At 34.7% G+C, this 22,226-nt stretch carries 15 protein-coding genes; 13 read left to right on the plus strand and 2 right to left on the minus strand.

The genetic code is table 11. The annotated features are described in order from the left end of the window. Positions 1–8 precede the first annotated feature (8 nt). Entirely contained in the window at positions 9–1,241 is a 1,233-nt protein-coding gene (locus AC3Y25_RS15420) for a DUF4374 domain-containing protein (RefSeq protein ID WP_427874295.1), read from the plus strand. 135 nt (positions 1,242–1,376) lie between these two features. After that, positions 1,377–2,747, plus strand: coding sequence for a PepSY-associated TM helix domain-containing protein (locus AC3Y25_RS15425; protein WP_489903333.1), 1,371 nt, complete (start codon positions 1,377–1,379; stop codon positions 2,745–2,747). Between the two features lie 84 nt (positions 2,748–2,831). Here AC3Y25_RS15425 and AC3Y25_RS15430 read toward each other — a convergent pair whose 3' ends face one another. Then, positions 2,832–3,770 carry an alpha/beta hydrolase gene (locus AC3Y25_RS15430; protein WP_489903334.1) on the minus strand — a complete coding sequence of 313 codons (939 nt, stop codon included), beginning with the start codon at positions 3,768–3,770 and terminating at the stop codon, positions 2,832–2,834. Between the two features lie 409 nt (positions 3,771–4,179). Here AC3Y25_RS15430 and AC3Y25_RS15435 point away from each other — a divergent pair, with 409 nt between their 5' ends. The 8 genes from AC3Y25_RS15435 to AC3Y25_RS15470 all read left to right on the plus strand — a co-directional run bounded on the left by AC3Y25_RS15435 (position 4,180) and on the right by AC3Y25_RS15470 (position 14,188). After that, positions 4,180–5,649, plus strand: a complete 1,470-nt coding sequence (locus AC3Y25_RS15435; RefSeq protein WP_427874291.1) for an MFS transporter — start codon at positions 4,180–4,182, stop codon at positions 5,647–5,649. A 98-nt stretch (positions 5,650–5,747) separates the two neighbouring features. Continuing rightward, a complete protein-coding gene (kduI, locus tag AC3Y25_RS15440) occupies positions 5,748–6,587 on the plus strand; it encodes a 5-dehydro-4-deoxy-D-glucuronate isomerase (protein WP_427874290.1) in 840 nt (279 codons plus the stop codon). Between the two features lies 1 nt (position 6,588). Continuing rightward, positions 6,589–7,380, plus strand: coding sequence for a gluconate 5-dehydrogenase (locus AC3Y25_RS15445; RefSeq protein WP_250836457.1), 792 nt, complete (start codon positions 6,589–6,591; stop codon positions 7,378–7,380). A 24-nt stretch (positions 7,381–7,404) separates the two neighbouring features. Continuing rightward, complete coding sequence (gene uxaC / locus AC3Y25_RS15450) at positions 7,405–8,805, plus strand: glucuronate isomerase (RefSeq protein ID WP_198857982.1); 1,401 nt, start codon at positions 7,405–7,407, stop codon at positions 8,803–8,805. A 178-nt stretch (positions 8,806–8,983) separates the two neighbouring features. Then, positions 8,984–10,003: a sugar kinase gene (locus AC3Y25_RS15455; RefSeq protein ID WP_111425577.1), complete on the plus strand. Its 1,020-nt coding sequence runs from the start codon at positions 8,984–8,986 to the stop codon at positions 10,001–10,003. Positions 10,004–10,016: 13 nt separating this feature from the next. Beyond that, entirely contained in the window at positions 10,017–10,685 is a 669-nt protein-coding gene (locus AC3Y25_RS15460; protein WP_427874288.1) for a bifunctional 4-hydroxy-2-oxoglutarate aldolase/2-dehydro-3-deoxy-phosphogluconate aldolase, read from the plus strand. 220 nt (positions 10,686–10,905) lie between these two features. Further along, positions 10,906–12,351 carry a tagaturonate reductase gene (locus AC3Y25_RS15465; protein ID WP_489903335.1) on the plus strand — a complete coding sequence of 482 codons (1,446 nt, stop codon included), beginning with the start codon at positions 10,906–10,908 and terminating at the stop codon, positions 12,349–12,351. Between the two features lie 214 nt (positions 12,352–12,565). Next, positions 12,566–14,188, plus strand: a complete 1,623-nt coding sequence (locus AC3Y25_RS15470) for a UxaA family hydrolase (RefSeq protein ID WP_379801201.1) — start codon at positions 12,566–12,568, stop codon at positions 14,186–14,188. A 381-nt stretch (positions 14,189–14,569) separates the two neighbouring features. Here AC3Y25_RS15470 and AC3Y25_RS15475 read toward each other — a convergent pair whose 3' ends face one another. Further along, complete coding sequence (locus AC3Y25_RS15475; protein WP_427874285.1) at positions 14,570–15,598, minus strand: LacI family DNA-binding transcriptional regulator; 1,029 nt, start codon at positions 15,596–15,598, stop codon at positions 14,570–14,572. 288 nt (positions 15,599–15,886) lie between these two features. Between AC3Y25_RS15475 and AC3Y25_RS15480 the strand changes: the two genes are divergently transcribed. From AC3Y25_RS15480 to AC3Y25_RS15490, 3 genes are read left to right on the plus strand one after another with little or no spacing between them, the layout of a single operon-like run. Continuing rightward, the gene (locus tag AC3Y25_RS15480; RefSeq protein ID WP_489903336.1) at positions 15,887–17,326 is read left to right on the plus strand and encodes a glycoside hydrolase family 28 protein; all 1,440 of its coding nucleotides are present in this window, start codon (positions 15,887–15,889) and stop codon (positions 17,324–17,326) included. A 30-nt stretch (positions 17,327–17,356) separates the two neighbouring features. After that, on the plus strand, positions 17,357–20,485 hold the full coding sequence (locus AC3Y25_RS15485) for a SusC/RagA family TonB-linked outer membrane protein (RefSeq protein WP_489903337.1): 3,129 nt from the start codon (positions 17,357–17,359) through the stop codon (positions 20,483–20,485). A 13-nt stretch (positions 20,486–20,498) separates the two neighbouring features. After that, positions 20,499–22,172 carry a RagB/SusD family nutrient uptake outer membrane protein gene (locus AC3Y25_RS15490; protein WP_379801208.1) on the plus strand — a complete coding sequence of 558 codons (1,674 nt, stop codon included), beginning with the start codon at positions 20,499–20,501 and terminating at the stop codon, positions 22,170–22,172. Positions 22,173–22,226 lie beyond the last annotated feature (54 nt).

Raw genomic sequence — 22,226 nt, forward strand, 5'->3', positions numbered from 1 at the left:
ATAATACAATGAAAAAAAGTACAACATTAGCTTTATTATCAGCTGTTTTAGCTTTTACAGCATTTTCTTGCAGCAGTGATTCTGATAAATCAGGAGGTGAAACTGGCGGAGGAAACGATACAGGAAAAACGAAATATATTATTACTGCAACAACTGGAGCAGCAGGAATTGCAGATTATTTATTAACTGCAGACGATGTTTCTGCTGGAGTGATCACAACTACAGGAAACGGATTAGAGCAAGACGGAACATACCGTTATTACATTACAGCACAAAACAATTTCTTTAGTTTACTTTACGGACAAGGAAATCCAGGAGCTGTTACCACTTATAACTTAAATGCTGAAGGAAAACTAGTTAAGAAATCTGACTTTCAAGCAGAAACGGTACACGTATTTGCTGCTGTAAACCAAGATATTTTAACTATTAAAGTTCCAAGAAGTGGTGCTTCTATTGCTTCTATGTACAAAATTGATGCAACAAAATCGCTTATTACAGGAGAAGCACAACAAGATACTAAAGTATTGGCTAAAAATGGAGAAAGAGCTTTCTTTACTTGGGCAACTCAAGTGGGAGATAAAGTGTATATGCCTTATATGAGTATTAAAGGAGACGGTGTAGACAACTTCGGAACTGCAAATCCAGATAGTACTTGGGTTGCTGTTTACAACTACCCAGAATTGAAGTTAGAAAAAGTAATCAAAGATAACCGTACAAGTTATTTAGGTGCTTATTTTACAAACGGATTATTCCAAGATGAAAATGGAGATGCTTACGGTTTCTCTGGAGCGATTGCTACAAGCAATGCTGTTATGACTTCTACAAAACCGTCTGCGGTTGTGAGAATCAAAAAAGGAACTACAGAGTTTGATCAATCATACTTCTTTAATGTTCAAGAAAAATCTGGAGGATATAAAATTTCTTCTACAAGCTACATTTCAAAAGGTAAATTCTTATTGTTAATGTACGGAAATGTTGGAAAAAACAACGGTGCAGTTAAAATGGCAATTGCAGATGTTTACAACCAAACATTTACTTGGGTAACAGGTGCTCCAGAAACATTAACTTCTGTAACTAGCCGTTACAACATTACTTCAGAAGACGGAAGCTCTGCAATTGTAGGTATTAATACTCCTGACGGAAACTGGATTTACTCAATCAACGGTACAAGTGCTGTTGCAACAAAAGGCATGAAAGTTGAAGGCGGACAAATTACTGCAATCCAAAAATTAAAATACTAATATTTTTTTGCCGTAAGTCCTTTTTTATGAGGACTTGCGGTTTTTTTATTTATCCTATTTATCTATCCAATTATGTTTTCTTCTTCAAAACCAAATAATAAGAAAAAAAGTAAAAAGTCGCTTTTTAAGCGCATCATGGCTTGGCTGCACTTGTGGCTGGGTTTGGCATCTGGAATCATTGTAGTTATTGTCAGTCTTACCGGCTGTATTTATGTTTTCGAAAATGAAATAAAAGATTTTCTTGAAGACTGGCGTTTTGTAAAACATCAGAAAGAAGCATTTTTACTGCCATCGCAATTGGTTTCGATTGCAGATAAAAAAATGAAAGATAAAAAAGCTACCAGTGTAACTTTCGGTGCAAAAGATGAAGCTGCGATTGTAGGTTATTTTGTTGAGAAAAAAGAAGAAGGCGAAAGAGGTGGTCGTGGTGAAAAAGGAGAACAAAAAAGAGGAGAAAGAAGAAAAGATCTAGCCCAAAATAAAGAAAAGGCAAAATCGGAACTGAAACCTCAAGGAAAACCTGGAGAAAAAGGAAAGGAAAAGAAGGGTAAAGGAGGAAGAAGACAAGGAACTTTTATAAGTGTTTATATGAATCCGTATACGGGTGAAGTGTTAAATGTGAAGACTTTTTCTAGAGGAGACTCACCAGATTTTTTCAGATGGATTTTAAACGGACACCGTGCATTGTGGCTTCCTTATGATATTGGAAGACCGATCGTTGGAGTTGCAGTTTTAATTTTCGTTGTATTATTAATTTCGGGCATCGTTTTATGGTGGCCAACAAAATGGATTAAGTCCATTATAGATAAAAGTTTTAAAATTAAATGGGATGCCAGCTTTAAACGTGTCAATTATGACATGCATAATGTATTTGGTTTTTACAGCTGTATTTTCCTGTTTTTTATTGCCGTAACAGGCTTAGTGTGGAGTTTTGGATGGTGGAGTAAATCTTTGTATTGGGTAACTTCGGGAGGAAAACCATTGGTTGAAAACCGCGAATCTCCAAAATCTGATACAACCAATGTAAAAGAGTTTAATATCACAACAGCGGATAAAGTTTTATTGAATTTAAGAAAAGAAAATCCTCAGGCAGCCGGAATCATGATTAGTATTCCAGGAAAACCTGCAGATCCGATAGGTGCTTTTGTTTACAAACAGAAACACACTTTTTATAACATGGATCGTTATAGTTTTGATCAGCAAAGCTTGAAGGAAATTTCGATTAAAACTCCTTTTTCAGGAAAGTATATCGAAGCGAATATTCCAGACAAAATCCGACGTATGAATTACGATATTCACGTAGGAAGCGTTCTTGGACTTACGGGTAAAATTATTGCATTTTTGGCCAGTTTAATTTCTGCCAGCTTACCCATTACAGGATTTATTATCTGGTGGGGGAAACAGAAATTTGGCAAAAAGAAACCTACTGCAAAACCAAAAGTGGCAAGTAAAGCAATTCCCGCTCCTAAATTGAAAAATACAGCAGAACAAGAAATTACTGCTTAAACATATTAAATCGGTTTTTATAATTCCTTTTTTTTTTTTTTTTGATAAAAGGCAAAACTTGTAAAAGTTTTGCCTTTCTGTTTTTTAATTATATCCGTTTGCTTTGAGCCATTCAGCACAATCTCTAGTCCAGAATTTACTAGTGTCAGCAACACCTAATCCAAATCCGTGACCGCCTTTTTCATAGATATGCAACTCTACTGAAACGCCATTTTTCTTTAAAGCCAAATAGTAATTAATACTGTTTTCTGGTATAACAACCGTATCATCTGTAGCATGAATTAAGAAAGTAGGTGGCGTTTTAGAAGTCACTTTCTTTTCGTTCGAAAAAGAATCTATTAACTCTTTTGAGGTATTTTCTCCAAGCAGATTGGTTTGAGAACCTTTATGCGTAATTTCATTTTCCATAGAAATCACAGGATAAATTAGCAATGAAAAATCAGGACGTGCACTTACTTTATAAGCAGATTCATAAACTTTATCATCATAATGAGTGGATGCTGTTGAAGCCAAATGTCCTCCAGCAGAAAAGCCTAAAATCCCAACCTTATTAGGATCAATACTCCATTTTGCCGCATTTTGTCTTACGTAGCGAATGGCTTCCTGAGCATCTTGCAAAGGCCCAACGTTTTTGTTCTTCATCGTTAAATCAGTCGGCATTCTGTATTTTAAGACAAATGCCGTAATACCTAAGCTATTAAACCATTCAGCGACTTTTGTGCCTTCTTTATCAAAAGCCAAATGCGTGTAGCCGCCGCCCGGACAAATTACAACAGCAGTCTGATTTGGTTTTGTCTCTTTCGGAATAAAAATGCTCAAAGTAGGAACAGAGACCTGACTTGTACTTTGTACTTTTCCGTCTTTTAGTTCTGGTTTTTCTTTGTAATTGGCTGCTTTAACTTCATCTGGAATTTTATCCCATAACGGGATTACTTGATTTTGTGCACTCATAGAAAATAGCCCTGAAAAAAGAAGAAAACTCAACGTGATTCCTCTTGAAAATTGTGTTCTTGTAGTTTTCAATTTAATTTATAATTATTTGGTTTGTAATATGATAGGTTTTTTGTTTCAAAAAATACAACCGATGGCCTAAAGTACCCAAAATTGATGAAAAATTCTTTTTTTAATTGTGAATTTGGGGACAATTTTACCCCTTAAAAAGGATGAATTTCACCTGTTAGCTTTTAACAAATATATTGTTTAATGTGTAATTTTGTATTCTTTTTTTTATGTAATATATTTATTTAAGGAGCTAAAATAATTTTTTATACAATATTATTTGGATTGTACAGATTAAAAACTATATTTGTGCAATCGATTACATTATTTTTCTTTGAAGGTGTTAATTTATTGATTTTAATATTTTTAGAAAGCAGTAAATATAGTCTTTTAAGATAACCAAGAATTTCAAAAACTATAATACCCACTTACTATGAATCAAACCGAAACTGTTGCAGTAAATCAGAGTGTAAAAACCACTGGAAAATACCGTTGGAGTATTTGTGCATTGCTTTTTTTTGCGACTACAATCAATTATTTGGATAGACAAGTGCTTTCCTTAACTTGGAGTGATTTTATTGCGCCAGAATTTCACTGGACCAATAACGACTACGGAAATATTACCGCTTTATTTTCTATTTTTTACGCAGTATCATTATTGTTTGCAGGAAGATTTGTAGATTGGTTAGATACTAAAAAGGGATTTCTTTGGGCAATCGGAATTTGGTCTGTAGGAGCTTGTCTTCACGCTTTCTGCGGTATCGCAACTTCAGGAATTATTACAGGAGAATGGTTTGTAGGGTTTCACGGTTCAAAAGAAATAATCAGCACAATAAGCGATACAGCATTGGTAATCAATGTAAGTGTGGCTTTGTTTATTTTTGCTCGTTTCGTTTTAGCAGTGGGAGAAGCAGGGAACTTTCCTGCGGCAATTAAAACTACAGCAGAATATTTCCCTAAAAAAGACAGAGCTTTTGCAACTAGTATTTTCAATGCAGGAGCAACAGTGGGAGCTTTAGCAGCACCCATTACAATTCCGTTTATTGCAAAATCTTTCGGTTGGGAAATGTCTTTCATTATCATCGGAGCTTTAGGATTTGTCTGGATGGGATTCTGGATGTTTATGTACGATAAACCAGAGAAACATGCTAAAGTTACACCAGAAGAATTGGCTTATATTCAGCAAGATGATATTGCCGACAGTAAATTAGTTGGTTATGTTCCAGAAACGACTTCAAAAGTTTCTTTAATGGAATGTTTTAAATACAAACAAACGTGGGCTTTTGCATTTGGTAAATTCATGACAGATGGGGTTTGGTGGTTCTTTTTGTTCTGGACTCCAGCATATTTGAGTTCTGTTTACGGAATGGATTCTACAGAAGCTGCACTTCCTTTATTTGTGTTATATATGATCACATTATTGTCAATTATTGGAGGATGGCTTCCAACTTATTTCGTAGAGAAAAAAGGAATGAATCCGTACGAAGGAAGAATGAGAGCGATGCTAATTTTTGCATTTTTCCCATTGTTAGCTTTAATCGCACAGCCTTTGGGATATATTAGTTACTGGGTTCCGGTAATTATTATCGGAATTGCAGGTGCTGCTCACCAATCTTGGTCGGCAAATATTTTTACTACAGTAGGAGATATGTTTCCTAAAAAAGCCATTGCAACCATTACAGGGATTGGAGGTTTAGCAGGTGGGCTTGGTTCTACATTGATTAATAAAGGATCGGGTGTTTTGTTTGATTATGCAAAAGATACGAATATGGTTTTTATGGGATTCAAAGGAATTGAGGCTGGATATTTCATCATTTTCTCCATTTGTGCTGTTTGCTACTTAACGGGTTGGATTGTAATGAAATCGTTGGTTCCAAAATATAGTCCGATCACTAATTTATAAAGAAAAATGAACAGAATTGAAATATTTTTTTCGTTTCAATTATGCTATTTAAATATAAAAATATAATTTTGTGCAATCGATTACATTAAATTAAAATTATGACAAAATATAGTTCAAGATACGCGTCAAGCCCTGAAGCTGTTAAAAAGTATGATACACAGCAATTGAGAGAAGAATTCTTAATTGATGACTTAATGCAGGAAGATGAAGTGGTTTTGGTTTATTCACACTACGACAGATACATTGCAGGTTCTGCAGTTCCTGTAAAAGGCGATTTAGCTTTAGAAACTATTGATCCGCTTAAAGCTCCTTATTTTTTAGAAAGAAGAGAATTAGGGATCATCAATGTTGGAGGAAGCGGTTCGGTTGTGGTAGAAGGAACAACTTATGAGTTAGGTTTTAAAGATGCTTTGTACATCGGAGCTGGAAATAAAGAGGTGGTTTTTAAAAGTGATGACAAAAGTAATCCTGCTAAATTCTATTTAAACTCTGCACCAGCACATACCACTTATCCTACTAAGAAAGTAAGTTTAGCTGAAGCTAATAAATTACAATTAGGAACAATGGAAACGGCAAATCACCGTACCGTAAACCAAATGATTATTGGAAGCGTGGTAACCACTTGCCAATTACAAATGGGTATGACAGAATTAAAACCAGGAAGTGTTTGGAATACAATGCCAGCGCACGTTCACGATCGTAGAATGGAGGTATATTTCTATTTGGATATTCCAGAAAATCAAGCGGTTTGTCACTTTATGGGACAGCCACAGGAAACAAGACATATCTGGATGAACAATCATCAGGCAGTAATTTCTCCGCCTTGGTCTATTCACTCAGGTTCTGGAACTAGTAATTATACTTTTATCTGGGGAATGGCTGGTGAGAACTTAGATTACGGAGATATGGATGTTTGTAAAATCACTGATTTAAGATAAGATGACAAATTTATTTGATATAAAAGGAAAAGTTGCCTTGATCACAGGAAGTACGCACGGACTGGGAATGGCAATGGCAAAAGGATTAGGTCAGGCGGGTGCAACGATTGTGGTGAATGGAAATTCTTCTCAAGAAAAAATTGATAATGCTGTAGCAGAATTAAAAAGTGAAGGCATCAATGCAGTGGGTTATAAATTTAATGTAACAGAAGAACAAGAAGTTAAAGCAGCTGTTGCGAAAATTGAAAGCGAAGTTGGACCAATCGATATCTTAATCAATAATGCAGGAATTATCAAGAGAATTCCGCTTTTGGATATGGAAGTATCAGATTTCAGAGAAGTAGTAGATATTGATCTTGTAAGTCCGTTTATTGTTTCTAAGCATGTTGCTAAAGGAATGATTGAAAGAAGACAAGGAAAAATCATCAACATTTGCTCTATGATGAGTGAGTTGGGTAGAAATACCGTTTCTGCTTATGCTGCTGCAAAAGGCGGTTTGAAAATGCTAACTAAAAATATGGCAACAGAATGGGCAAAATACAATGTTCAGATCAACGGAATCGGGCCAGGGTATTTTGCAACAGAACAAACCAAACCAATTAGAGTTGATGGGCATCCGTTTAATGATTTCATCATCAGCAGAACTCCTGCAGCAAAATGGGGAGATCCAAGCGATTTAGCTGGAGCAGCGATATTTTTATCATCAAAAGCGAGTGATTTCGTAAACGGTCACATTTTATATGTTGACGGTGGAATCCTTGCAACAATCGGAAAACCTTCAAACGAAGAATAATTTTCAAATTATATTTTAAAAGACATGAGCCAGAAATTCATACACGATAATTTTTTATTAGAAAATAAATATGCTGAAGAGTTGTACCATAATTACTCTAAAAATCAGCCGATTATTGATTACCATAATCACTTAAATCCACAGTTTATTGCAGAAGATAAAATCTTCGATAATATTACGCAAGTTTGGATTAATGGTGACCATTACAAATGGCGAGCAATGCGTACTTTAGGAATTAACGAGCAGTTTGTAACTGGAAATGGTTCAGATAAAGATAAGTTCTTAAACTGGGGAAAAACGGTTCCGTATACTATGCGTAACCCTTTGTATCACTGGACGCATTTAGAATTGGCTCGTTATTTTGATATTTATGATTTGTTGAATGAGAAATCGGCAGAGAAAATCTATATCGAAACTTCAGAAAAAATAAATTCTCAAGCGTACAGCACACAAAACCTTCTTAAAAAAGTAAATGCTGAATTGGTTTGTACTACAGAAGATCCAATTGATTCGTTAGAATTTCACCAAAAATTCGCGAACAATTCGACTGGAATCAAAATGAGTACGGCTTTCAGACCTGATAAAGCCATCTTAATTGCTAATGATGGTTATAATGCATATCTGGACACATTAGGGGATGTGTCCGGTATTGCAATTAACACTTATGCTGATTTACAGTCTGCATTAAGAAAGAGAATCGAATTCTTTAATGCAAACGGATGTAAATTGAGCGATCACGGATTGAATCAAATTGATTTTGAGAACTATACCGAAAGTGAAGTAAATGCTATTTTCAAAAAGAAAAGAGAAAATGGCGAATTGTCTCCAGAAGAAGTTTTAAAATTCCATAGTGCTATTTTGGTTTTCTTATCAGAAACTTATCATGAGTTTGGATGGGTGCAACAATTTCATTTAGGAGCGTTGCGTAACAACAATGCACGTATGCACAGAATCTTAGGCCCGGATACAGGATGGGATTCTATTGGAGATTATCCGCAAGCACAAAAATTATCTGCTTTCTTAAATGCTTTAGACAGTAAAGATAAATTGACTAAAACGATTATCTATAACTTAAATCCTGCTGATAATGAAGTTATGGCAACGATGATTGGAAACTTCAACGACGGAAGCGTTCGCGGAAAAGTACAATTTGGTTCTGGATGGTGGTTTTTAGATCAGAAAGACGGAATGACAAAACAATTGAATGCGCTTTCAAACATGGGCTTAATTAGCTGTTTTGTTGGAATGCTGACAGATTCTAGGAGTTTCTTATCGTTCCCAAGACACGAATATTTCAGACGTATCTTGTGTAACCTTTTGGGAGACGAAATCAAAAGAGGAGAACTTCCAAACGATATGGAATGGATCGGAAAATTAGTTTCTGATATTTCATACAACAACGCTAAAGAATATTTTAAATTTTAATTTTTTTGAACCATTAAGGCATTAAGAAAATTAAGTTTTTGGTTTAATAAATAGTTACTTAAATAATAAAGATAATTAAGCGAGTGGGCTTAATAAACTTAACCTTTAATAGCAAAGAGAACATAAAGTAAAGCTTAATTTTCTTAATGCCTTAATGGTAAAATTTAAAAAAGATAATATGAGTAGAGTAGTTGCATTTGGAGAAATCATGCTGCGTTTATCGACAGAAAGACATTTACGTTTTTCGCAATCTACAGCATTTGGTGCTACGTATGGTGGCGGAGAATTCAATGTATGTGTTTCTTTGGCTAATTATGGCGTAAATGCTGAATTTGTTACCAGACTGCCTGAAAATGAAATTGGTTTTTCTGCATTAAAAGAAATCAGAAAAATGAATGTCGAATCTAAAAACATTGTTTACGGAGGAGAACGTTTAGGAATTTATTTCTTAGAAACAGGTGCAGGAACTCGTGGAAGTAATGTCGTTTATGATCGTGCTCACAGTGCCATGTCGACTATCCAAAAAGGACAGGTGGATTGGGAAAAAGTGTTGGAAGGAGCTGAATGGTTTCATTGGAGCGGTATTACACCAGCGATTTCAGAAAGTGCAGCAGAAGCTTGTTTAGAAGCGATTAAAGTCGCTCATAAAAAAGGAATTAAAATTTCATGCGATTTAAACTATAGATCAAAACTTTGGCAATACGGAAAAACTCCGAGTGAAGTTATGCCAGAAATGCTAAAATACAGCAATGTGATTTTAGGTGATATTGATACGGCTTATTTCATGTTAGGAATTCCGAAAGTAAATCCGAATTATCAGGACGAAAAATCACTTCCAGCAGTATATGATAAATTGTTTGAATTGATTCCGAGCTTGAAAATCGCTGCAACGACGCTTCGTTATTCTGTTAGTGCTTCTCATCAGAGAATAGGCGGAATTTTATACGACGGAAAAGCAATTTACAGTGCAGCAGTTAAAGAAGTTACTCCAGTTGTAGACCGTGTAGGAAGCGGAGATGCCTTTATGGGCGGATTGATCTACGGTTTGTTGGAATATAATAATAACCAGAGAGCATTAGATTTTGCAGTTGCTGCTTGTTGTTTAAAACATACCATTGCAGGAGATTACAACTTGGTTACTTTAAAAGAAGTCGAAAATATGATTGATGGTGATGGTTCTGCATTAGTATCAAGATAATTTTAAAATAAAAATGGCAAAATATTCAAGAATTGAAGTAGCTCAGACAATGAAAGAAAATGGTATGGTTCCGTTGTTTTTTCATTCTGATATTGAGTTGAGTAAGAAAGTTTTAAAAGCCTGTTATGACGGAGGTTCCAGATTAATGGAATTTACAAGCCGCGGTGATTTTGCTCATGAAGTTTTCGGAGCTTTAAATAAATATGCTTTGGCCGAACTGCCAGGGATGATTTTGGGAGTTGGTTCTATTACAGATGCAGCTTCGGCTTCATTATACATGAGTTTAGGAGCAAATTTTATTGTAACACCGGTTTTTAGAGAAGATATAGCTATAGCTTGTAATCGCAGAAAAGTGCTTTGGTCACCAGGCTGTGGTACTTTGACAGAAATTGCTAGAGCAGAAGAATTAGGCTGTGAAATCGTAAAATTATTTCCAGCTGATACTTACGGGCCAGAGTTTATTAAAGCGATAAAAGGCCCATGTCCATGGACAAACATTATGCCGACAGGAGGCGTTTATCCAACGGTTGAAAGTTTGAGTTCATGGTTAAATGCCGGTGCAACTTGTGTTGGTTTAGGTTCGCAATTAATCTCAAAAGATATATTGGACAACAAAGACTTCGAGGGACTAACTGTAAAAGTGAAACAGGTTCTTGACATTATAAAAGATATTAGAAAATAGATTAAGGGGTAATCATGCCTAACTCCTTATTTTATAAGTTTTTTTTAGATTTTTAGAGATTGTAATAGAGCATTGCGCTTGAAAAATGGAGTCCGCCATTCCTCACAGCAGATTTTATTTTACTCAATCGAGTGTGATGCTTCTTTTACAATTTTAAAGGCAGAAATGAAGAAATAAGGTTTGTAAATGGTTATTTATAACGCATTAAAGAAAATTTAAAATGAAAAAATTAAATAGAATAAATACAGGATTAGAAAAGTTACAGCCAATTAAGGTAGTTCAGTTTGGAGAAGGTAACTTTTTAAGAGCCTTTGTTGATTATGCTTTTGACAAATTAAATAAAGAAGTTGATTTTAATGCCGGTATTGCAGTAGTTCAGCCTTTGAAAGACGGTATGGTAAATATGATTAAGGATCAGGACGGTCTTTATACCTTGTTTATGAACGGAATCAAAAAAGGTGAAAAGATACAAGATATTCAGTTAATTAATAATATTGTAAAAACTATAAACCCATATACTGAATTTGCAAATTATTTGGCTTTAGCCAAAGAAGAAGAACTTCAGTTTATTGTTTCTAATACTACAGAAGCTGGAATTGAATTTATTGAAAGTGATACTCCAGACATGCAGCCACCAGTGTCATTTCCTGCAAAATTGACGGTTTTATTGTATGAAAGATTTAAACATTTTAACGGAGATGCTTCTAAAGGAGTTACAATAATTCCTTGTGAATTAATTGATTATAACTCTGAAACGCTTAAAAAATATATTTTGCAATATGTTGATTTATGGAAATTAGAGGATGCGTTTAGAACTTGGGTATCAGATGCTTGTACGTATCATAGTACTTTGGTTGACAGAATTGTTCCTGGATATCCAAGAGCTGAAATTGAAGAATACAATAATAAATTAGATTATGAAGACAATTTAATTGTTGCCGCTGAACCTTTCTTCCTTTGGGCTATTGAAGGTGGAGATGATTTAAAAGCAAAATTGCCTTTTCACAAAACAGATTTGAATGTAAAAATCGTTGATGATATACGTCCTTTTAAAATGATTAAAGTTCGTATTTTAAACGGTGCGCATACAGCAATGGTTCCTTTTTCACTTTTGCATGGTAATAAATTAGTAATGGAAACTGTTAACGGAGATTTTACAGGAAAATTTGTAAATAGCGTTATTAGTGAAATTAGTGAAACTCTTGATATGGACAAAAACGAAATTACGGCCTATTCTGAGGAAGTAATGGACCGATTTAAAAATCCATTTATCAAACATGCACTTGCTGATATCGCATTAAATTCTGTATCGAAATTCAAAGTAAGAGTTTTGCCTAGTTTATTAGGATATTATAAGGCGAACAAAGAATTACCTGTTAATTTGACTTTTTCATTAGCAAGCTTAATTCGTTTCTACAAAGGAACTTGGAATGGTCAAAGTTTACCAGTTAAAGATGGTGAAGATATTACAGCATTCTTTAACGGACTTTGGAAGTCTGATGATTACGAGAAAATTGCTCGTTTAACATTACAAAACAAAGGTTTCTGGGACCAGGATTTAACTGAAATTCCAGGACTTATAAGAGCAATTACAATTGCATTAGAAGAAATTGATTCAAATGGAATTGAAGCTGGTTTTGCTAAGTTTCAAGAAAGAATAAAATAAATCCGTTAGATAAAAATCTAATTTGATCTGCTAAAATCTTTTTAAATCTGCGTGAAATATTTGTTAGACATCGATTTTTTCACGCAGATTTATACAGATTCAAGCAGATTTTCACAGATTTAAATTTAAGTTGGTGAATATTATTGAAAAAAATAATTTCACATAACAGACAAAATAAGAGAAAAATAAAAAGAACAAAGAACAAAGGTTAATTATGGCAACGCAGAAAAAATTAATAAAAGTTCACCCAACCGACAATGTTGCGGTTGCTTTGGTGGATCTTACTGCAGGCGAAGTGATTGATTTTGAAGGACAATCAATTACCGTAGAGTCTGATGTAAAAATGAAACATAAGATTGCAATGGTTCCTTTTAATGTAGGGGACAGAATCATTATGTATGGTGTTTTAGTAGGAAAGGCAAGCTCTAGAATCGAAAAAGGCGGGTTACTTTCTACGGCAAATGTAAAACACGAAAGCGATAAAGTTACAGGTAAAACTGAAACTATTGGCTGGAATGCTCCAAATGTGGATAAGTGGAAAGACAGAACGTGGCAGGGCTATCATAGAGAAGATGGGCAGGTTGGAACAGAAAATGTTTGGTTGTTTTTTCCATTGGTTTTTTGTGAAAACAGAAACATCGAAATTTTAAAAGATATTTTTGAGAAAGAATTGATGAAGCCTAAAGAGAATGATTATCAGTTATTGTTACGTTCTTTGGTGAAATCAGAAACGGGTGGAGCAGGAAATCAGGAAGCTTCAAATGACGCTAATTTATTCAATAATATTGAAGTGAAATTCATTACACACCAAGGTGGATGTGGTGGAATTCGTCAGGATTCTCATAGTTTAGCGAAGCTTTTGGCTGGTTATGTAAATAACCCAAACGTGGCAGGAGCAACGGTATTGAGTTTAGGATGCCAGAATCTTCAAATTTCAATTTTCAAAGAAGCTTTAGATGCCATTAATCCAAACAGTAAAAAACCTGTTTTAATTTACGATCAGCAATCTATTGGAACAATTGAGACGATGTTGAGCAGTGTGGTAAAAGACACTTTTGAAGCTATTAAAAAAGCAAATGAAATTAAGAGAGAGCCAGCTCCATTATCTAAGCTAAGAATTGGTTTAGAGTGTGGTGGATCTGACGGATTCTCTGGAATTTCTGCAAACCCAACATTGGGAGTATTATCGGATCATTTAGTTGCTTTGGGAGGAACTACAATTCTTTCTGAATTTCCTGAATTATGTGGAGTAGAGCAGGAATTAGTAAATCGTTGTATAGATGATGAGGATGGGAAACGTTTCTTAGACTTAATGAAATGGTACGAAAAAACAGTTGTTGATGCAGGTTCAGGATTTGACATGAATCCGTCTCCAGGTAACATTAAAGACGGTCTGATTACAGATGCTATGAAATCGGCTGGTGCTGCTAAAAAAGGTGGAACATCGCCAATTACAGGTGTTTTTGATTATGGAGAATATATTAATGAACCAGGCTTTACATTGTTATGTACACCAGGAAATGACGTAGAATGTACTACTGCAATGGTGGGTTCTGGAGCTAATATGGTATTGTTTACAACAGGATTAGGAACTCCAACAGGAAACCCGATTGCTCCAGTTGTAAAGATTTCATCAAACACGCAATTGGCAAACAAAATGTCTGATATTATCGATATTGATACTGGTGGAATTATCACTGGAGAAAAATCAATTGATGAAATGGCCGATGAAATGTTAGAGTTTATTATTGATGTTGCCAGCGGTAACATTAAAACAAAAGCAGCAATTTTAAATCAGAACGATTTTATTCCTTGGAAAAGAGGGGTATCGCTTTAAGTTTTTAGGTACAAAGGTACAGAGATACAAAGTGACAAAGGTTTATATGTAGAGGCGCACAGTAGTGCGTCTCTTTTTTTTGAGAAAGCTTCGGAGAAGCGAAAGTAATAAAGGTTTATGTGTAGAGAAGGATTAGAGTGCATCTCTTTTTTTTTAGAGAAAGCTTCGGAGAAGCGAAATATTTATAGCAAAAGATTAACCGGTTACAACATAAAGCTCCAGAGGAGCGACATATATTTAGGTTGCAAAAAAAATATGTCGCTCCTCTGGAGCTTTATTCTTGATGACTAATTTTTATCTATAAATGTTTCGCTTCTCCGAAGCTTGTATAAAAAAAGCCCATTCTAAAATGAGCTTATATAACTTATATGGTGAAAAATATTAAAAATTAGTTCGTGTAGAAGATTTGCGAATATGTAATTCTGGTGCAAGAACAACTTTCTTTTCAATTTTAATAGTATCTGTTTTGTCTACCTGTTCTAAGAAAACACGAGCAGACATTCTTCCCATTTCCAGTGGTGACTGATCTACAGAGGTAATCGATAATTCCATGAATTTTGTAAAAGGCTCGTTACTGAAACCCGCAACACAAAACTCACTCGGAATACTGATATTTCGTTCTTTTAACTCCTGTATTGCTCCTAAAGCGGCAAAATCACTCGAAGAAAAAATAGCATCTGGAGGAGTTTGCAACTGTAAAAGTTTATCGACAGCATCTTTACCAGCCTCTACGCTACTTTTAGTAAAAATAACATACTCTTCATTAAAAGGAAGTCCGTTATCTAATAAAGCTTGTTTGTATCCTAAAAACCTGTTTTTGAAAATGTCTAACGATTGATCTCCAGAGAAATGAGCAATATTTCTGCAACCTTCATCTATTAAGTGTTTAGTTGCTAAATAACCGCCCTTAAAGTCATTAATAGTTACAGAACTTACTCCATCAATGTGTTTGCTTCTATCAAAAAAGATCAGCGGTACATTTTTTTCTAATACATTTCTGAAAGCGCTGTCATTTTCATCTGAAATACCCGTAACCGACATCATAATTCCGTCAACTTGGGCATCTACTAATGTATGGAGGTTTTCGTTTTCTCTTTTAATGCTTTCATGCGTCTGGCAAATAATAACCTGATAGCCGTGAGGATAAAGCTCTTCTTCGATTCCTCGAATAACCGATGCGAAAAAATTGCTGTCAATACGCGGCACAATAACTCCGATATTATTACTTCTACCGCTTTTCAAAGCTAGCGCCAGTTTGTTCTGCTTGTAGTTCATAGCAGCGGCAGTTTTGATTACCAGCTCTCGCGTCGCTTCCTTTATTTTAGGATTATTGTTTAACGCTCTGGAAACTGTTGCAGCAGTGATGTTTAATTTTTCAGCAATATCATAAATAGTTACTTTTTCACTCATTCAAAAAAAGTTTTTCGGATTATTTTTAGACAAAAGTACATTTTTTTTCATTACTTAATAAAAATTGTTATCGATTACCGTATTGAAAAACTCAAACGTTTTAGATTTTACAATGATAATAAATTATCTAATTTTTTGCATTAAATGTAATTAATTTTTGTAATAAAAATTAAATATATAATTTTTTTCTAAATTAATTTGGTCTCTTAGAACAATTTTTCTACTTTCGTGTAATCGATTACATAAAACCTGATGTTTTTGATGTTCCAATAAGAAAAATCTGTGCAAATGACTACAAATAAGATAATCACATTTAAAAAGATTCTTTTTTTAGCTGCTTTAGGGCTTTTGATAGCATCGTGCGCTAGACATTCTTCTTCAATTTCTTCAGAGAATCCATGGGAAAGAATGGATTTAGTGATAAAAAGCATTCCTCAAACGCATTTCTCAGATAAAGTATATAACATAAATGATTTTGGTGCTATTGCAGATGGAAAAACGTTAAACACTTTGGCTTTCCAAAAAGCAATACAAGAATGTTCAAAAAATGGTGGAGGAAAAGTTTTGGTTCCAAACGGAAAATATTTAACTGGAGCCATTCATTTAGAAAATAACGTTAATCTGCATTTAGAGGATCATGCGGAGATTCTTTTCAGTTTAAATCCAAAAGATTACCCTATCGTTCATACTTCTTGGGAGGGAACAGAATTAATGAATTTCTCACCGCTTGTTTACGCAAAAAACAAAACCAATATTGCCATTACAGGAAAAGGAACCTTAAACGGTCAAGCAGACAACACCAATTGGTGGATATGGTCTGGAGGAAAAGATTATGGGTGGAAAAAAGGGATTCAGTCTCAAAACGATCCAACGAACCGTGAAGTTTTGGTAGACATGGCAGAAAAAGGAATTCCAGTATCAGAAAGAATTTTTGGTGAAGGACGCTACTTAAGACCAAATTTCATTGAGTTTTTTGAATGTAATACAGCTTTAATTAAAGATGTAAAAATTATTAATTCGCCTTTTTGGATTTTACATCCTATAAAAACAAACAACATGATTATTGATGGAGTAACGGTTAATAGCCATGGTCCTAATAATGATGGTTGCGATCCAGAATATTCGCAGAATATTTTAATAAAAAACTGCACTTTCAATACAGGGGATGATTGTATTGCTATTAAAGCAGGACGTGACGGAGACGGAAGAAGAGTGGCAATACCAAGTAAAAATATCATTGTACAAAACTGCAAAATGATCGATGGCCACGGCGGTGTTGTAATTGGAAGCGAAATTTCGGCAGGAGTAAATAATGTTTTTGTTGAAAATTGTGTTATGGATAGTCCGCATTTGGATCGTGCCATTCGTATCAAAACCAATTCAAAAAGAGGTGGAGTCATTGAAAATGTATATGTGCGAAATCTAGAAGTGGGAACTGTAAAAGAATGTGTTTTAAAACTAAACATGTTTTACAATGTATACGGATCTCAAACAGGAAACTTTATTCCAGTAATCAGAAATGTAAGCTTAGAGAATGTAACTGTAAAAAACGGTGGAAAATACAGCGTTTGGGCAGAAGGTTATGCAGCATCTCCAGTGGAGAATATTACACTAAAAAATGTAAAAATCCAGAAGGTAGATTCTGTCTATTTATTAAAAAACGTAAAAAACATAAATTTTATAAATACCTATATTAATGAGAAAAAAGTAGAATCTATCAACAATTAAACACTATCAATTAACCAAACTTTAAACCACATGAGTATTAAACAATTATCTGAGAAAAAAGATAAGTACTTTGTATTTTTCTTTTTCCTGAATTTTTTGCTGTGCAGTTCTATTTACGCACAGTCAACAACAATTGAAGGGAAGATTACCGACGCTACAGGTATGTCGCTGCCAGGGGTAAACATTAATGAAAAGGGAACAAAAAACGGAACTTCGACAGATTTTGAAGGAAGTTTCAAAATTAATGTATCAAACAGTAAAGCGACTTTAATAATTAGCTATTTAGGATTTCAGACACAAGAAGTAAATGTTGCTGGAAAAACTAAAATCAACGTAAGTTTAGCAGAACAATCAAACGCATTAACAGAAGTTGTTGTGGTAGGATACGGTTCTGTAAAAAAGACAGATCTTACAGGATCTGTTAGTACTATTAGTGCTGCCACTATCACAGAAAGAAATACAATTAATCCTTTGGAGGCAATTCAAGGTAGTACGCCTGGGGTTCAGATTTCGTCTTCATCAGGACGTGCGGGAGACGGATTTAAAGTAGTAATTAGAGGTAATAATTCCCTAATTGCAGATTCAAATAACCCAAGTGTGGTTGGTTCTTCGCCTTTATACGTTGTAGATGGTGTGCCAATGGATGGAATTGATTTCTTAAATCCGCAGGATATTGCCAGAATGGACGTTTTAAAAGATGCCTCTTCTGCTGCAATCTACGGTTCTAGAGGATCAAACGGGGTTATTATCGTTACAACAAAAAGCGGAACGAGCGCAAAAGCAGGAATCAGTGTAACTTTTGACACTTCTTACGGAAATAAAATTGCGACTAGATTGCCAAAAATGATGACCGGAGAAGAGTGGTGGAAATTCCATCAAGTTGCTTACATGAGTGCAACTCCTCTTACACAAACGCCAGCTCAATTAGCATCTTTAGCTGGAAACCAAAGTCCATTATTGGTTTCTCGTGCCAATAGCGGTTACAATTTTGACTGGTATGATGCTGTACTGAAATCAGGAATGACAGAGAATAATTATTTAAATATTTCTGGACGTTCAGATTCTGGTTTAAGTTATAACTTAGGATTCGGAATCCAGAGTGATCGTGGTCTTATTGAAAATGATGCTACAGATAAATACTCTTTTAAATTAGGGTTAAATCATAAAATAAACGACAAATTTTCTACAGGAGTAAACGTTACAATCGCAAGATTAGATAATCAATTAGGAAGTGATTTGGCAATGCAAGATGCATTTAGATTAAGTCCGCTTATGTCTCCATGGGCAGTTGATGCGCAAGGAAATGAGAAAGTGGGAACTTTATTTTTCTTGCCTGGAAAATTAACGTATCCTGATGGCTCTTGGGCAATTAACAAAACGTCTACAGTGAACCCTTTAATGGAGATTGCAAATTCTTCTCAAACAGAAAAAACATGGCAAACTGTAGGAAACGCGTATTTCCAATATCAGCCACTAAAATGGCTTTCGTTTAAAACAACATTTGCTGCAGGAATTATGGATACTCAAAATTCTAAAGCTTACACTGCACAAACAAATGCAGGGGTAACCTTAAACGGAAAAAACTCAGCAACTTTAGAAAACATAAACAACTTCAATTATACTTGGGATAATCAAATCGATTTGAAACATACTTTCAATGAAGTTCACGATGTAAGTGTTTTATTATTGCAAAGTTTGTATTCAAATACAGATGAAAACTCTTATATGTATTCTAATAATCAGCCTTTTGATGTTGGAACAGATAATATGGGTTCTGGTGCGCAAACGAGTTATGTAATAAGATCGGCTTTTGCGAAAAATACCTTAAACTCATATGCAGTACGTTTAAACTATGCGTTTAAAGATAAATATTTGATTACTGCTTCTTCAAGATGGGATGGTTCGTCTGTTTTATCTGAAGGTAACAAATGGGAAAGTTTCCCATCATTAGCCTTAGGATGGAAACTTAGTAAAGAATCATTTTTAGCAAACAGCTCAGTTGTTTCAGATTTGAAATTACGTGCTAGTATTGGTTACACAGGAAACGATAACGTAGCTCCTTATACCTCTCAGGCACTTTTAAACCAACAGACATTCTATGCACAAGGTTCAAATGTTATTCCAGGTTGGCAGTCAGAAAATTTGGCAAATCCAAATTTAACTTGGGAAAAAACAAGAGAATATAATTTGGGTCTTGATTTTGGATTCTTAAAAAATAGAATTACAGGTAGTGTAGATGTATACGACAGATTATCAGACAATTTGATTTACAAACAGCAATTGCCAGCTGAGACAGGTTGGAAAAATACGTTTGCAAATGTTGGATCTGTTAGCAATAAAGGTATAGAAGCTTTATTGACTACAAAAAACATTAAGTCTGGAAAAGTAACTTGGGAAACGACTTTTACTTTTACTAAAAACGTAAATAAATTAGAGTCAATTTACAATCAGGACAAAGTAAGTGATATTGGAAACAAATTGATACTTGGTGCGCCATTAAACCCAAATTACAATTATGTTTATGATGGAGTTTGGCAAGAAAGCGAAGCGGCTCAGGCAGCATCTTACGGAATGGCTCCTGGACAGGCAAGACCAAAAGATTTAAACGGAGATGGTAAATTTAATCAAGATGATAGAACGGTAATTGGAAATCCAAATCCAGAATGGCAAGGAAGTTTATATTCTAAATTAGTTGTTGGACAATTTGATTTTAATTTTTCTGTCTTAACAAGCCAAGGGCAAACTGTTTTAAGTACTTTCCACCAAAACTTTGCCGATGTAAGCGATAGAGGACGTCAAAAAATAGCAATGGATTACTTTATTCCAACAAATGGTACAGGAATCGAGGCTAATGCAAATACTACAAACCCAAGACCAGGACCTGTTGCAACAGGTGCAGGAGCCTATTGGTCTTCTCTTTTTGGGTATTATAGAGATGTTTCTTACGTGAAAATCAAAAATATATCTTTAGGTTACACTTTAGATTCTGAATTATTGAAAAAACTAAAAATTTCTAATTTCAGAATTTATGTGAATGTTCTAGATCCATTTGTGTTTACAGATTTTGATGGTTATGATCCAGAATGGGCAGCTTCTCCTTTTGGAGTAAACCGTCCAGCGGCAGTAACTACACAATTAGGATTAAGTGTTAAATTTTAATAAAGATATTCAAATGAAAAAAATATTAGTAATGATAGGAATAATCGCTGCAGCTGTAAGTTCTTGCAGTGATTATATTGAAGAAGATAGCCGCTCTTTTGTACCGGCAGACGCAACATATAAAACAGCATCTGGATTCCAGTTATTGGTCAACACAAACTATGCTTGGCTAAAAGGAATTTATGGTGGAAACCCATGGCTTTTTGAAGCAGGAACCGATATGTATGCTGAAGGAAGAACTCCAGAACCAGCAGGATTAAGCCAGTATACACTTTTAATTCCTTCGTCAGACAACGTAGCCGATTTGTATACTTCTTGTTATCAGCAGATTCAAGCAGTAAACAAGACGGTATATTATTCTACAATTACAGAACAGACACCAAATTTAAATACACTTGTTGGTGAGGCACGTTATTTAAGAGCCAATGCTTATTTCTTATTAGTGCAGACTTATGGTGGTGTGCCGATTGTTTTGGATAATATTACTACTCCAGTTTTATCTTTTACAAGAAATACTGCTGAGGAAGTGTACACACAAATTATTGCAGATTTAGATTTTGCTTTGGCGAATGTTGGAACTACGGCTTATGGTACTACAGGAAGAGTAAATAAAAGAGCAGTAAACGATTTGTTGGCAAAAGTGTATTTAACAAGAGGATATGAAACTTTTGGAAAAGCAGATGATTTCTCTAAAGCAGCAGCTTACGCCGATGCAGCAATTGCAGGTCAAACTTTAGCAATTGCATTCGACCAGCTATTTAAACCAGGAAATGATTTAAATGCAGAAACGATTTTTTCTGTACAATACGATAAAGCTTCTACAAGTACAGATCCGACAAAATTGGGGAACAATCAGTTTTACTATTTCAGTTCTTATTTAGGAGGAGCAGAAACAGGAGCTCCATTAAGAAGTTACAATTTATGTCCTACCGATTATGCTTTAGGCTTATATGAAAAAGGGGATGCTAGATGGAATGCTACTTTCATGACTGAAATTTTAGAAGGACCTGAAACAACAAACGGAGTTACAAAAACTATTTTATACTATCCGTACTACAGAAGTTCAAATCCATCTTCTTTAAAAATTAGACATTTTTACGAGCCAAAATGGTTTACAGCGGCAGATAAAGCGGCTTATATGACAACTAATGCTTCTAGATTAGCTTCGACATTTGTATATCACCCTTGGGGAGAATATTCTGCAGCTCATACGCTAATTAAAAACTTAGACTGTTATACTATTCCAGTTAAGAAATTTGACGATCCAGATCCAACTACTCCATCAAGTACAGGGCCAGTAAGTACAAGAGATATTATTGTTTCTAGACTTGGAGAAACATACTTAGTTGCAGCAGAAGCTTATTTAAAAGCAGGAAACCCAGGAACAGGATTAGCTCGTTTAAATGAAGTAAGAAGAAGAGCAGGTGTTGCCAATGCAACTGCAGCTCAATTTAATATCGACTATATCTTAGACGAAAGAGGACGCGAACTATTAGGAGAATACAAACGCTGGTTCGACTTAAAACGTACAGGAACTTTAGTTGCAAGAGCTTCAGCTCATAATTATAAAATTAAAGAAGCAAATTTTGTTGGTATAGACGGAAAACTTAAAATTTTAAGACCAATTCCACAATCAGCTTTAGATTTGAATCAGAATAAAGATTTTCCTCAAAATCCTGGTTATTAGTAATTTGTTAGTTTTTTGAGAACTATGTTTTTTGAAGTAGTTAAAAAGGAGTTT

The sequence above is a fragment of the Flavobacterium sp. LK-23 genome (assembly GCF_058135255.1).